13 protein-coding genes, 1 tRNA gene and 1 pseudogene are annotated in these 13,057 nt (G+C 40.6%); 10 read left to right on the top strand and 5 right to left on the bottom strand.

Annotation, left to right across the window (positions count from 1 at the left end):
• The first annotated feature begins 51 nt into the window (after window positions 1-51).
• The 4 genes and pseudogenes from DVW06_RS09760 (at window position 52) to DVW06_RS09740 (ending at window position 2,458) form a co-directional block, all read left to right on the top strand.
• Window positions 52-133 (top strand) — tRNA-Leu (locus DVW06_RS09760).
• A gap of 710 nt (window positions 134-843) precedes the next feature.
• Entirely contained in the window at window positions 844-1,146 is a 303-nt protein-coding gene (locus DVW06_RS09750; RefSeq protein ID WP_003127173.1) for a hypothetical protein, read from the top strand.
• Between the two features lie 57 nt (window positions 1,147-1,203).
• Entirely contained in the window at window positions 1,204-1,614 is a 411-nt protein-coding gene (locus DVW06_RS09745) for a hypothetical protein (protein WP_003127172.1), read from the top strand.
• 353 nt (window positions 1,615-1,967) lie between these two features.
• Window positions 1,968-2,458, top strand: a pseudogene (locus DVW06_RS09740) (prolyl-tRNA synthetase associated domain-containing protein).
• 200 nt (window positions 2,459-2,658) lie between these two features.
• Here the strand turns inward: DVW06_RS09740 and DVW06_RS09735 are convergent.
• The 5 genes from DVW06_RS09735 to DVW06_RS09715 all read right to left on the bottom strand — a co-directional run bounded on the left by DVW06_RS09735 (window position 2,659) and on the right by DVW06_RS09715 (window position 6,350).
• Complete coding sequence (locus tag DVW06_RS09735; RefSeq protein ID WP_005472469.1) at window positions 2,659-2,877, bottom strand: hypothetical protein; 219 nt, start codon at window positions 2,875-2,877, stop codon at window positions 2,659-2,661.
• Between the two features lie 117 nt (window positions 2,878-2,994).
• Window positions 2,995-3,858, bottom strand: coding sequence for a VOC family protein (locus tag DVW06_RS09730; protein WP_034704718.1), 864 nt, complete (start codon window positions 3,856-3,858; stop codon window positions 2,995-2,997).
• Window positions 3,859-3,945: 87 nt separating this feature from the next.
• Window positions 3,946-4,392 (bottom strand): GNAT family N-acetyltransferase, encoded by a 447-nt coding sequence (locus DVW06_RS09725; protein ID WP_003127167.1) that lies wholly within the window; start codon window positions 4,390-4,392, stop codon window positions 3,946-3,948.
• 288 nt (window positions 4,393-4,680) lie between these two features.
• Window positions 4,681-4,872 carry a hypothetical protein gene (locus DVW06_RS09720; protein WP_137264595.1) on the bottom strand — a complete coding sequence of 64 codons (192 nt, stop codon included), beginning with the start codon at window positions 4,870-4,872 and terminating at the stop codon, window positions 4,681-4,683.
• Between the two features lie 170 nt (window positions 4,873-5,042).
• Window positions 5,043-6,350: a glycoside hydrolase family 28 protein gene (locus DVW06_RS09715; RefSeq protein WP_137264602.1), complete on the bottom strand. Its 1,308-nt coding sequence runs from the start codon at window positions 6,348-6,350 to the stop codon at window positions 5,043-5,045.
• Window positions 6,351-6,808: 458 nt separating this feature from the next.
• Here DVW06_RS09715 and DVW06_RS09710 point away from each other — a divergent pair, with 458 nt between their 5' ends.
• The 6 genes from DVW06_RS09710 (at window position 6,809) to DVW06_RS17490 (ending at window position 12,897) form a co-directional block, all read left to right on the top strand.
• Complete coding sequence (locus DVW06_RS09710) at window positions 6,809-7,789, top strand: LacI family DNA-binding transcriptional regulator (protein ID WP_003127161.1); 981 nt, start codon at window positions 6,809-6,811, stop codon at window positions 7,787-7,789.
• 96 nt (window positions 7,790-7,885) lie between these two features.
• Window positions 7,886-9,301, top strand: coding sequence for a tagaturonate reductase (locus DVW06_RS09705; protein WP_137264594.1), 1,416 nt, complete (start codon window positions 7,886-7,888; stop codon window positions 9,299-9,301).
• Between the two features lie 2 nt (window positions 9,302-9,303).
• Complete coding sequence (locus tag DVW06_RS09700) at window positions 9,304-10,809, top strand: UxaA family hydrolase (RefSeq protein ID WP_137264593.1); 1,506 nt, start codon at window positions 9,304-9,306, stop codon at window positions 10,807-10,809.
• 20 nt (window positions 10,810-10,829) lie between these two features.
• A complete protein-coding gene (gene uxaC / locus DVW06_RS09695; protein ID WP_021150999.1) occupies window positions 10,830-12,215 on the top strand; it encodes a glucuronate isomerase in 1,386 nt (461 codons plus the stop codon).
• 137 nt (window positions 12,216-12,352) lie between these two features.
• Window positions 12,353-12,565: a hypothetical protein gene (locus DVW06_RS17495; protein WP_021151000.1), complete on the top strand. Its 213-nt coding sequence runs from the start codon at window positions 12,353-12,355 to the stop codon at window positions 12,563-12,565.
• Between the two features lie 53 nt (window positions 12,566-12,618).
• Entirely contained in the window at window positions 12,619-12,897 is a 279-nt protein-coding gene (locus tag DVW06_RS17490; RefSeq protein WP_021151001.1) for a rhamnogalacturonan acetylesterase, read from the top strand.
• Window positions 12,898-13,057 lie beyond the last annotated feature (160 nt).

The following is a 13,057-nucleotide window of genomic DNA, read 5'->3' as shown; positions in this document are numbered from 1 at the left end:
GTTTTTTAGACGTGATGGCTGCAATCAGCTGTCAGTATACAAAAACAATAAGCAGACGTGGTGGAACGGCAGACACGCACGCTTGAGGGGCGTGTGAGCTTAGCTCGTGTGGGTTCAAATCCCATCGTCTGCATCGTACCGGCAAATTACTTCGGTAATTTGCTTTTTTTGTATTTCCAGTTCAATTAGTTTTATGCAATTGTTATTTATAAATCTATGACAAAGACACAACTAGGACGAAATTGCCGTCCTAGTTATGTGGTTTTGTCATTTTCGGTTATACTGTTTCTAAGTATTTCTTCTATTTGTCTATACGTTGAGTCAAACACATAGAAGATTGCATGGAAATTCTATCTTGATCAAAGGAGCGAGAACATGTCTGATGAACGATGGCTGCAATTGAGGAGACGCCGAAAAATCGAATTGTATCTTTGCTTGATCGTGGTTATGCCGATGGTCTACGGATTATGGTTCAATCTAATTTTTCTTATCAGATATACGACTTTACTTTTTTGCATTGCAGTACTCACGGCTCTCTATGAGTTGCTCAAACTTCTCTATGATAAAAGAAACCAAAAAAAAGAAACTAGAGTCAGCAAATAATTGCTTTTCATTTAGACCGTCGTTAGTCAGGTCTCACTAATTAACAGCACTCGATTGACCAGTAAAAAAGAATGAACTTGTCTATAAAAAGACACAGACAACCGAGCTGTTTTGGTTTAAACATTGTTTGGTAAATACGTGCAGGACACTTTCTTGATCCTTTAGTATTTTTACACCATTCTCATCGATCACCCCCTTAACATATACGTACGAATAAAATCATAAAAAAGGAGAAATAAGATGAAAAAAATCTGTTTCGTTTTGACTGCAAGTAATGGGCTCAGTTATACCACATTGTCACCAGCGTTCTTTTTTGCAGATTATTCTGAGCTTAAGAATTATTTCGCCAATGATTATGATGTCTCAATCAATTATTTCCGCGATAAAGACCAAGTGGATTATTTGGTTGTACCTGATCCATTTGTCCCGTTTGACAACGAAAATGATCTGCCGATCATCAATGTCCCAGCCAACTATTTTGTTACAAAAGACTATAAACAAATAAAAAACACACTAGCTGCGTTTTTTATTAACAATCCCTAACTATCCCAGTACAATAGCTACGGCTTTGAGCCAATCAATCGATTACAGGAGTTCATATTGAAAAATCAAATAAAGCTACATTATTACCCAAAAGTTTGGGCATCTTTACTCTATTTACTACTGATTTTTTTGGCACTATTTGCCTATTTATCAAAATATCTAGATATAACCTTTTTTACAGCGATTTACCCCGACTTTTATTTACACATTTCCAATTTCTCTATTAGCTTGATCATTGGTCTGCTAGGGTATTTTTGGTTATTGATGGGCGTCAAATTCACCTATACTCTCGGATTGACTATTTTCTTGCTGATTGCCAATTTATTAAGCGAAACGGTATTAGGCGTTATGAATACCCCCGATCCCCTAGACATGTTTTTTGGATTTGTTGGTACCCTGATTGCTGCTGTTCTACTGTGGGTGATCTCTAAATTTGGTCTCAAACTTGCAGCCGAAGAATCTCAGTAACTTTCTGCTTATGAATCTTTGGAAAAATAATTTGGTAACGAGACGCTTACTTGCTCTTTATCAAGCAAATGGGGTTATTTTGACAACTAATGGCAGAATCAGCCTGTAAAAAGCAGCTTCTGCTCACTGACAGACGCTCGATCCATGCGCATGACGAAATCTCTTTGCTCCTCAATTCTTTATGAGAAAGTTTTTCAGATCTGTTTTCAGATTTCGATCACTAAAGTTAACGACCTACACTAGCAGCTAAGCTGCTTTTTTGTTACTCTCTCTATCTTTCATGCGATTGAATAGGCATTTTAAAACTTATACCTATGATATAGTAATAAAAAAGAGACTAGGGGTTGATCATATTGGATCCTTTTGAATCTGTTGCTGCAAGACTGACCGACTTGAACATTTCCTTTGAAGTGATCGAACACCCGCCTGCAAGTACAACTGCGGAAGCAGATAGCTTTATTGCTGGAATTGATGGGGTTCGAACAAAATCGATGTTTTTAACCAATAAAAAAAGACCGCCTATTATCTCCTAATAATGGACGATCAAAAACGGCTTGATCTAAATCTGCTCAAAGAAATCACTGGTGAATCACGAGTCAAATTAGCTTCTCCTGATCTTTTGAGGAAAAAAATGCACTTGCCACCTGGCGTTGTCTCCATATTTGGGCTCTTAAGCAATTCGGAGCGAGATATTCAGATTTTCTTTGAGCGCGAAATCACTAAAGAACCACGAATGAGTTTCCATCCTAATACAAATACCAAGACGATCTTCCTTGCTACCAAGGATGTATTCAACTTTTTAACGGTCAATGGCTTTTCTTATCAGATCATAGATATCTCCTGATTTTCATGGGGTTGTGCTGGAATCAATCCGCACAGCCCTGATACTTTTTACTGGCATCTATTTTGTCAAACCCGCCAGTCACCCCTCATCAATGTGCACAAAACTTGCTGCCCGGCAAACTATCATCTAAAAGGTATTTTTTGCTTCACATCCGCTACTGACTTTCAAAAACAAAAAAGGACCCACTGACGGGTCCCCGCTTATTTTTTTGTCATTGATACTTTCATTAATTGATGTTTCCAGACGGATTGGACGCCATATAATCCAATCGCAAGAATACCAATCAATGCCAAGTAAGCAAATTTCGCCATTGGATCGATGCCATAATTAGTCATAAATGGGTCTTGAACAAATAGTACCAACAAACTAGTTAAAATCAATGAAACCCATAGCGTATTCATCAGATGCCACCATTTCATGTTCCTGCACTCCTTTTTTGATATGCCAAGTATCTCATAAAGCCGATCTTTCCCCATCCGTCTTTAGACTGAAACTGCTATCAAGGATTCAAAAACATCAAAAGCTATCATTTTTACCTAGTATTCCATTTTGACTTGGATGCCATTTGGATCCAATAAAGCCAAACGCCTACTTGATTCAAGAGTAAGGGATACATTTTCCTTCTCAAGATGCGTGAGCAATGACTCAAAGGCTTCTTTGTCTGGGAGCACAAAGGTATAATAAGCCAATCCTAGGTCATTGTCTGCCATAGGAGTCACACCTTTGCCCATCCAAGTATTCGAGCCAATATGGTGATGATAATCTCCTGCCGCAAAAAATTTTGCTTGGTTCCCAAAATTATTTTTTAAGCTCAGTCCTACGACTTGGGTATAAAAAGTTTCTGTCTGGGCTAAATCAGCAACTTTTAAATGAACATGTCCCACAATAGTACCTGTGGGGAAACTTGATTGTTGGCTGTCTGCTGCTGCGACAACCCCCTCTGCATCCATTTCTTTTGTAATTCCAACAATTTCGCCATCTTCTCGAATATCCCATTCAGATTTTGGTTTATCACGATACACTTCAATCCCATTCCCCTCGGGATCTGTTAAGTACAATGCTTCGCTGTAGCCATGATCACTGGCGCCATCGATCGGTGCATTGCTTTGCAAATAATGGATCAATGTATTGCCTAAATCTTTGCGAGTCGGCAAAAGGAAAGCGACATGAAACAGTCCTGTTTTCCTTGTGAGAGGCAATGGATTTTCGACTTTGATCAATTCAAGCAGTATTTTCTCTGCCGTACCTAAGCGAGCTGTCTGCTGATTTTTTTCGATCAATGATAGTCCGATCACTTGAGTATAAAAAGCAATCATTTTTTCTAAGTTGGCTACTTTTAAGACAACTTTCCCAATTTGAGTCTGTTCATGAAGTTGAAATTCTGGAATAATCACCGTCATTGTTTCTGCTCCTTTTCTCATCTCGAATGGATGACTTGTTACTTTAATAATAACACTAACTTAAAGTAAGTAAAGAGATTTGCTTGACTAGCAGAATTCTTCATTTTTTGCCAAAACACGCATCCTTCTCCCAAAGCGATCGGTGGCTGTCTCAATTTGTTGATAGCCCAATTTTTCATACAAACCTGACAGCTGAGTGACAATATAGATCGTATCAAAACCGATCTGATGCAAGCGCCGTTCTGCAGCAGATACCAATTGCTGACTAAGATGATTGCCGCGATAGCTGGGAGCAACATACACGGTCGCAATAAAAGGGGCGACTTGAAGAGGGACAATATCCTCTTTGACGATCGTACAAAATCCAGCTAATTGATTGTGGGCAACAGCCACAAAAACGCCTTCCCAGTCGTTATAGCTTCTCTGACGCATCTTATTTGCTACAAATGCAGCAGCTTTCCAATCGACGCTGGCAATTTGACCCGCATAAGCCAACCAGTTTGGTTGATCTTTTTGCAAAAATTTAATTTCCATTTCAAAAATCCTTCCTTATTGAAATTAAGCAGCATTCGCATTATTTTACCACTTTCGGCTTGATAATTGTTTTTTCGGAAACCCTTTTGGCGTAGTTGGCTTCTCTAATATAATAAGTTCTTATAAAGCACAGACGATATAAAACGGCTGGCAAGCCCCTCTAGGCTGCCAGCCGTTTTTATATCTGATTTACTTTCTGATCCATCAATACGCATTATTGTAGATTCAGAACTGTTGATTGTTATTGAGTATGGTGGTCCAGAGTGGTTTGTCCTATGAACGAAAATTTTAAAACACCGTACTTTCACCATGTTTTCTCTCACCAAATTCCCAAATATCGATTGCTCCACCTGCATAGCCCTCAGCGATCAATGTTTCTAGAAAACTTTCTGGCTGCAAATAGTGACTGCTACTGCGTAATTCTTCTTTGCCAATAGAAAAACTGCCTCCATGAGAGTGGTTGAAAAGAACAAACAGCACTAGCTTTTTCTCATAAGGATAGGCAAAAATAAGCCGACACTGGTTCTTGTTAATTGAGTTCTAACAAAAACTTTTCGAGACAATCGTTTTCTCATAAAAGAACTTTCTTACAAGAACTATTGGTTCCTTTCTATGAAATGATCCAAACCTTTGCAACGTTTGCCGCTGTTTCACGAAAAATCACCATGAAGCACGAGAGGCTTACCATTTTCTTGGGAACGGTCAACTTCAATCCCCTGGCTATTCTCGATATGGAAGGCATGTTCAACATCGACTAATTCTAAACGGTCAAAATGAATATTTTTAGCACAGCCAATATAGAATCCTTGACTGGTCATCTCTTCCATTCCAGTCATCATAGCTGGTTTTCCGGGTATGGGCTCTTTTGCCATGGAAATTGCTACTTCATGAAACGAGATATCTGAAATGAATTGTTCAGATAAACCATAAATAAAACCAGCAGCAGCATGAACATTTCGCGCGGAGATATTGACAAAATGAATTCTCCTAAACTGAGGAGTCTCCTCAGAGATTGGGTAAGGATTTTTATCCCAAACATACTTTTCTTTTCCTTTGGGACCACAAAAATAATACAAATTCAGCGTAAATGGGCAAATCACATTGTCCATAATTAGGTTGTTCACTCGAATATCCTCAATAACCCCGCCGCGTCCTCTACGAGATTTCAAACGAATGCCGCGATCGGTGTCTTGGAATATACAATTTGAGATGGTCACATTGCGAATATCTCCGCTCATTTCGCTTCCTAAAACGACCCCACCATGACCATGGAGCATTTGACAGTTGCTGATCGTGATATTTTCACAGGAAACGCGTTCTTTTGTCTCTTCTGTTCCTGATTTAATGGCAATACAATCATCCCCTACATCGATCAAACAATTGCTGATACGAACATTTTTGCAAGACTCCGGATCAATGCCATCAGTATTTGGCGAGTCTGCAGGATTTTTGATCTTAATATTATCCACAGTGATGTCTTGGCATAAGATTGGATTGACTGTCCAGCTAGGAGAATTAACCAAACTAACATCTCGCAATGTGATTTGCTGACAGGAATCAAAACTGATAAGTTTTGGTCGCGGATATTCTAACTGCTCTGGATGATTGCGAAAGACATCCCACCATTTCTGACCTTGACCATCTATCGTGCCAAAACCTGTGATTGCAATATTTTCGGCACCGTCGGCATAGATACAAGAAGCATAGACTTCCCGTTTCACCCCTTCCCAACGCGAAACCACCACTGGATACTCTTTGGGATCATCCGAGAATCGAAGAACAGCTCCCGGTTGTAGATGGAGTTCAACATTACTTTTTAACATCAGTGAACCTGTTGGATACACCCCCGAGGCAAACATCAGCCTCCCTCCTCCTGCCTGATGAAGCTGATCGATATACCCTTGGATTGTTGCTGTCACTGACTTTTCATTTAAATAATCGTTGATGTCAATACTAATTCCATTCTTTTCCCCTTCCTTCTTTAAAGGTTCTATTAAAAGGCTGGTTTGCACAGCTGTGCAAATCCTTTAAAGCGATCTGAATTTTTTGATCGAGATTTCCTTTGACTTGCTGAACGAAATTTTGCTGATTTTGGACCAATGTTTTCTGAATATCCTTATACGTGCGATGATAAATGAAACTTCCAAACGCTATTATTAAAACGCTTCTAATTATAGAAACTGGAAGGAAAATGTTATAAAAAAAGGTTGAATGTTTCTGATTAGCCCTACCCTTTTCATGAGATTTCTCCTGTAATTACTGACAGAATCATTTCTTAAGATATGTCCATTCTAGCATAAAAAATTTCTTGTGAATACAGGTTCAAAGAAAAAAGTTAACGTGTGCATTATTGATATATTGACATTCCTCTCTTTAGGATATATGCTAAAACCAATGAGAAAGTCGAGGGATACATATGGTCACTATCAAAGATATTGCAAAAATCGCAGGCGTCTCCCATACCACGGTTTCAAGAGCGTTAAATGACAGTCCACTAATCAAGCCAGCCACAAAAAAGAAAATTGGTGACATTGCGCGTTCTTTAAATTATACGCCGAATGTCAATGCCAAAAGTCTAGTCAATCAGAAGTCGTATATTATTGGCCTTTACTTTTCTAATTTGTCGGCAGGTACATCGGATCGCTTTTTGGTTGAAGTGATCAAGGGAATCAATACCACCCTACCGCCAGAGTATCGCTTAGCGGTCCACGATATGACGACCCTTACCAGTCCAGTTGAGGACTTGCCAAGGATGGATGGCATCATCGTTATGAGTCAAAGTGATCAAGATGACACTTTCATCGAAGAAATCAGTCACTTAGATTTGCCAGTGGTCGTTCTCAATCGACAAATGGATAGACCATCATTTTTAAATGTCACAAGCAATGATGCGCAAGGCGTTTATCAAGCCATTGACTACGCGATTCAGTTAGGCTATAAGAAAGTTGCGATCATTGAAGGCAAGCCAACTTTTCGTTCCAGTATAGAGCGTAAGACAGGTTTCATGCGGGCTCTTACTGAGCACGGGCTAGCGTTTCCAACAGAATACGCTGTCACTGGAGACTATTCTATCGAGAGCGGTCGAAAATGTGCCAAACAATTACTGGAACTTGCAGAGCCGCCAGAAGTGATTTTCTGTTCCAACGATGACATGGCCATTGGCGCAATCAACACTTGTCTTGAATATGGCCTTGCAATCCCTGCCGATATCGCCATTATTGGATTTGACAATGTCCCGTTTTCAAAATATACGAATCCCCCGTTGACAACCATTAGCAAGCCCGTTTTTGAAATGAGTCAGCTTGGGGCACAACTGCTTCTAGATTCAATCAACGGCTCTGTTTCACAAAAACAATACCTTTTAGATACAGAACTAACAATCAGAGATTCCCTCTAGCATTCGCTTCTTGAATGCTTTTGGCTGTTGCCAAAAATGTTAACGTGTGCAAAACGGCAGACGTTCATTATAAATCAATGAATATTGGAGGTTACAATGAAAAAAATAACTGAAATGACTCATCCTACTCGCAAGTCGGAAAAAGTGATTCAATTCGGCGAAGGAAACTTTATGCGAGGCTTTTTTAACTGGCAGCTACAGCAGATGAATAAGCAAGGTCTCTTCAATGGTAGCGCTGTAGTAGTCCAACCAATTCAACAAGGTCTAGGATCTCTATTGGCGCAGCAGAATCATTTGTATACGGTAATTTTAGAAGGATTAGCAGACGGCCGTCCTGTCCAAACCTCTGAGATCATCACGACGATTAGCCGCGTATTGAATCCCTATGAACAATGGCAGGATTATTTAGCTCTAGCTGAAATTGATGACTTGGACATCATTGTTTCCAATACAACTGAAGCAGGAATTGCCTTTGATCCTCAAGACAAACGGACAGATATGCCGCCAAAAAGTTTTCCGGCTAAGTTAACTGTGCTGCTCTATCAACGGTACCAAGCGAATAAATCAGGTTACACGATCATTCCCTGTGAGTTGATCGATCGAAATGGAGAAAAATTAAAAGCGTGTATCCAACAATATTGCTCACTGTGGCAACTAGAGGACAGCTTTCATACTTGGTTAGAAAATGAAAACACTTTCTGCTGTAGTTTAGTCGACCGAATCGTTCCTGGCTACCCCCAATCAAAAGCAGAGGAGTTGAATCAATTACACGGGTATGAGGACCGTTTGATGGTCACTGCCGAACCATTCATGTTGTGGGTGATCGAAAACCCATCGCATACTGTATCTCAGAAACTTCCATTGCCAGCTGCGAGTTTGAATGTAATCTTTACTGAAGACCTGACCCCCTATCGTGAACGGAAGGTGCATCTTTTGAATGGCCCTCATACAGCCATGGTCCCTCTGGCCCTTCTAGCTGGTTTGGCAACGGTTGAAGAGGTGATGCTTGATCCTGATTTTACATGCTTCATTGATGAGCTATTCAATGAAGAACTGATTCCTATGCTAGACCTGCCGCAAGAAGAATTGATCCAGTATGCGGAACAGATCAAAGAACGGTTTAAAAATCCTTATGTTCATCATCAACTGCAGTCGATCGCCTTGAATAGCGTCTCAAAATTTAAAGCACGTCTCTTGCCGTTGTTGCTCCGTCATCATCAGCAACAGTTACTGCCGCCAAGAATCATTGCATCATTAGCCGGACTGATTTACTTGTATTTAACGACCGATTGTCAAGACGATGAAGCTGTGCTAGCTCTCTTTGAAAAGGCACGGGCCCTCGACTCTTCTGAACAAGTCAGTTTTATTCTAGGACAAGAAAAGTTATGGGGAGTGGACTTGAGCGTGTTCAACAAAGAAGTTTCACAAATGGTAGTGCTACTTTCAAACAAGGGTTCTCGACACCTCGTTGACTCATTAAAAAATGAGCCGACTCAAAAAAAGGCGGAATGATTATGACAGAAATAAAAAACAAAAGCGATTTTCTCAAATTGCATCTAAAAGACAATGTTGCGGTTGCTCTGCATGCAATCACGAAAGAGACACAGCTTACATTTGAAGGGCGATCCTATAGTTTTACAGAGGAGATTCCTCAAGGTCACAAGATCGCACTTATTGATTTGAATAAAGGCGATCACGTCATCAAGTATGGTTACCCTATTGGTCATCTTTTGTCCGATGTAAAAGCTGGACAGTGGCTACATACCCACAATGTCAAGACCAATCTTTCAGGAACGCTGGCTTATACCTATGAGTCGAACCTACAACCAGTAGTGTATCCAAAAAGCCAATTGACTTTTAAAGGCTACCGGAGAAAAAATGGCAAAGTCGGGATTCGTAATGATTTGTATGTCATACCCACAGTGGGCTGTATCAATGGAATCGCTGAGATCATCGTCGAAAATTTCAAACAAAGTCATCCCAACTTAGGAACCTTTGACTCGGTCACGATTCTCAAACATCCTTATGGGTGTTCTCAATTAGGGCAAGATCACCAAAACACCCGGAAAATTTTGATTGATGCTGTGCAACACCCAAATGCTGGTGGGGTGCTCGTTTTCGGACTCGGATGTGAGAACAATACGGTCGCTGAATTTAAAGAAAAGCTAGGTGATTATGACACAGATCGTGTCAAATTCTTAGTCGCTCAAAAAATCCAAGATGAAATCGAAGCGGGTGAAGCATTATTGCACGAATTGCTGCAAGCTACCAAAGACGACCGGCGGGAAGATGTGCCTTTAAGTGAATTAAAAGTTGGCTTAAAATGCGGCGGCTCAGATGGATTTTCTGGTATCACTGCCAACCCGTTATTAGGAGCATTTTCAGATTTCTTGGTTTCTCAAGGTGGCAGCACTGTGTTGACGGAAGTACCGGAAATGTTTGGTGCCGAGCAAGTATTGATGTCTCGTGCCAAAGACCAAGCAACTTTTGAAAAGATTCTTCATCTGATCAATGACTTTAAAGATTATTTTCTTTCGTATGGCGAACCTGTTTATGAGAATCCTTCTCCAGGCAATAAAGCGGGTGGAATCACCACATTGGAAGATAAGTCTTTAGGCTGCACGCAAAAATCCGGCACCTCTGCGGTCGTCGACGTCTTGAAATACGGAGATAAAATCCGCGAAAGCGGTCTCAGTCTTCTTGAAGGACCTGGTAATGACCTAGTGGCTGCTTCTGCTCTCGCTTCGGCTGATTGTCAGTTGGTCTTATTTACGACAGGACGAGGAACCCCCTTTGGTGCCTTTGTCCCTACGATGAAAGTTGCCACCAACCAAGAATTATTCGAGAAGAAACCCCATTGGATGGATTTCAATGCAGGTCGGTTATTATATGAACCAATGGAAGACGTTCTCGCTGATTTTATTCAAGCGATCATTGCGGTCGCTAGTGGGACCAAAACCCGTAATGAAGCAAACAATGTTCGAGAAATCGCCATCTTCAAGAATGGTGTCACTTTATAAACGAAGAAAAGAGGAAGCCAATGTTTTTAAATGATGATTTTTTACTAACGAATGACTTTGCCAAAGATTTGTATCATCAATACGCCAAGAAAATGCCGATCATTGACTACCACTGCCATTTAGATCCCCAAGAGATTTATGATGATCATCCTTTCCGAAATATCACCGAAGCTTGGTTGGCCGGTGACCACTACAAATGGCGGTTGATGCGGGCATGTGGAGTAGATGAATCGTTGATTACTGGCGAAGCAGCGGATTATGACAAATTTATTGCTTGGTGCCAGACAGTTCCTAAAATTATCGGCAACCCCCTTTACGTCTGGACCCACTTGGAGTTAAAACGTTTCTTTGGTGTCGATCTTATGATTAATGAAGAAAACGCGCCAGAAATCTGGCAAATCGTCAACCAAAAATTGCAATCAAAGACCTTTAGCAGAAGAGAAATCATCGCCAACAGCAATGTGCAACTCATTTGTACTACCGATGATCCGACAGATTCACTAGCATTTCATCGCAAATTGGCTAATGAAGAAAGCCGCTTTCGGGTATTACCAACCTTTCGTCCTGATAAAGCCTTAAATATCCAACAAAGTGGGTTTAACCACTATATCGATCAATTAGCAACAGTTGTTGGCCACAGGATCGATAGCTATGAAGACTTGTTAACAGCACTTGACTGCCGAATTACTTTTTTTCACCAAATGAATTGTCGCTTATCCGATCACGCATTGGATCACTTCCATTTCCTAGAAAACAGCGTGACTCCTCAAGCTATCTTTGAAAAAGCGAGAAATCAGGAAATCATTACAGAAGCAGAAGCAGCAGTCTATCGCTCTGCCCTCTTGCTTCATTTATTTGAACAATATCACAACCATGGCTGGACAATGCAACTGCATCTTCATGCTTATAGAAACTGCAACACGAATATGCTCAATCAATTGGGACCTGACACAGGTTATGACGGCATCAACGATCAGCCGATCACTGGCCCACTTCAAGCATTACTGGATGCTGCGGAGAGGAAAGAGGCTCTTCCGCAAACGATTTTGTATTCATTGAATCCAAATGATTATGATGTGCTGGTAGCGCTGATGGGCTGTTATCAAAAAGAAGGCAACAACAAACTTCAACTCGGTTCTGGCTGGTGGTACAACGATACCCGTGCCGGCATGCGTCGGCAATTGACGAAGTTTGCAGATGGTAGCGTGTTAGCAAATTTTGTTGGTATGCTGACTGATTCCCGTAGTTTTCTTTCGTATACCAGACATGAATATTTCCGAAGAGTTTTTTGTGAATGGTTGGGAGAACTCATTCTTCGCGGCGAAGCACCAAGTGATACCAGACAGTTAAAAGAATTTGTTGAAGGTATCTGTTACCAAAATGCAGCGGATTATTTTGATTTTTAGAGGTGGATGATGGTTAAACTAATTATTGCCGGTGATTCAACTGCTGCAACTAAAATGACTGACAAGCGTCCGGAAACTGGCTGGGGTGAAAAATACCAACCTTCCTCTCCCCAGAGGTTACGGTCATTAATTTAGCTATGAATGGACGTTCAACCAAAAGCTTCATTCAAGAAAAACGCCTCTTGCACGCAGAGCAACTACTTGCTCCCGGAGACTATTTCTTGATTCGGTTTGGCCACAACGACCAGAAAACAGATCCTGAACGAGTAACGACGCCAAAAGAACATCAAGAAAATTTAGCACAGTTTATTGCTGTTGCACAAAAAAGCAAGCAAATCCAGTTTTACTGACTTCTATCACTCGCTTGAAGTTCCATCAGCATAATGACTTGAATCACCTAGCCATGGGACCTTATCCAGAAGCTATGAGAGATTTTGCTGCTGCCTTTGAGATTCCTTGTCTGGATATATTCACGATGACGCAAAACTATTTTTCCACATTTGCAACTAGGCAAGCTCGCCAGTATTTTTTGCATCTTTCAAAAAACGAATATCCGAATTATCCCGAAGGTATCAGTGACAATACTCACTTGAATGATCAAGGAGCTTTAATCGTTGCTCGCTTGATTTGTCAAGCAATCAAAGAAGCGAATCTTTCTCTCAGCAGTGAGATATTGCTGTAATTCGGTTAGAATTCTTTGTTTACCAATCAACAACAAGCAACGTGTTTCCAAAGTGAGAAAAACACGTTGCTTGTTTATTTCAGCTATGTGAATGTCGCAGCCTTAGTGAATTAAGGGCTTGTTTCTTACTTTGTTTTATTATGAAAAAAGGTTGAACTTT

The sequence above is a fragment of the Enterococcus sp. ARL09-542 genome (assembly GCF_005234805.1).
In the GTDB taxonomy this organism is placed as follows: Bacteria; Bacillota; Bacilli; order Lactobacillales; family Enterococcaceae; genus Enterococcus_D; species Enterococcus_D gallinarum.
Note: the sequence above shows the minus strand (reverse complement) of the source record. Positions and strands in the feature narration are given on the sequence as shown.

Coding starts and splice junctions, on each gene's coding strand:
- DVW06_RS09750 (WP_003127173.1), top strand. CDS start 844: ATGAAAAAAATCTGTTTCGTTTTGACTGCAAGTAATGGGCTCAGTTAT.
- DVW06_RS17495 (WP_021151000.1), top strand. CDS start 12,353: ATGAATGGACGTTCAACCAAAAGCTTCATTCAAGAAAAACGCCTCTTG.
- uxaC (WP_021150999.1), top strand. CDS start 10,830: ATGTTTTTAAATGATGATTTTTTACTAACGAATGACTTTGCCAAAGAT.
- DVW06_RS09725 (WP_003127167.1), bottom strand. CDS start 4,392: ATGGAAATTAAATTTTTGCAAAAAGATCAACCAAACTGGTTGGCTTAT.
- DVW06_RS09735 (WP_005472469.1), bottom strand. CDS start 2,877: ATGAAATGGTGGCATCTGATGAATACGCTATGGGTTTCATTGATTTTA.
- DVW06_RS09710 (WP_003127161.1), top strand. CDS start 6,809: ATGGTCACTATCAAAGATATTGCAAAAATCGCAGGCGTCTCCCATACC.
- DVW06_RS17490 (WP_021151001.1), top strand. CDS start 12,619: ATGGGACCTTATCCAGAAGCTATGAGAGATTTTGCTGCTGCCTTTGAG.
- DVW06_RS09705 (WP_137264594.1), top strand. CDS start 7,886: ATGAAAAAAATAACTGAAATGACTCATCCTACTCGCAAGTCGGAAAAA.
- DVW06_RS09700 (WP_137264593.1), top strand. CDS start 9,304: ATGACAGAAATAAAAAACAAAAGCGATTTTCTCAAATTGCATCTAAAA.
- DVW06_RS09730 (WP_034704718.1), bottom strand. CDS start 3,858: ATGACGGTGATTATTCCAGAATTTCAACTTCATGAACAGACTCAAATT.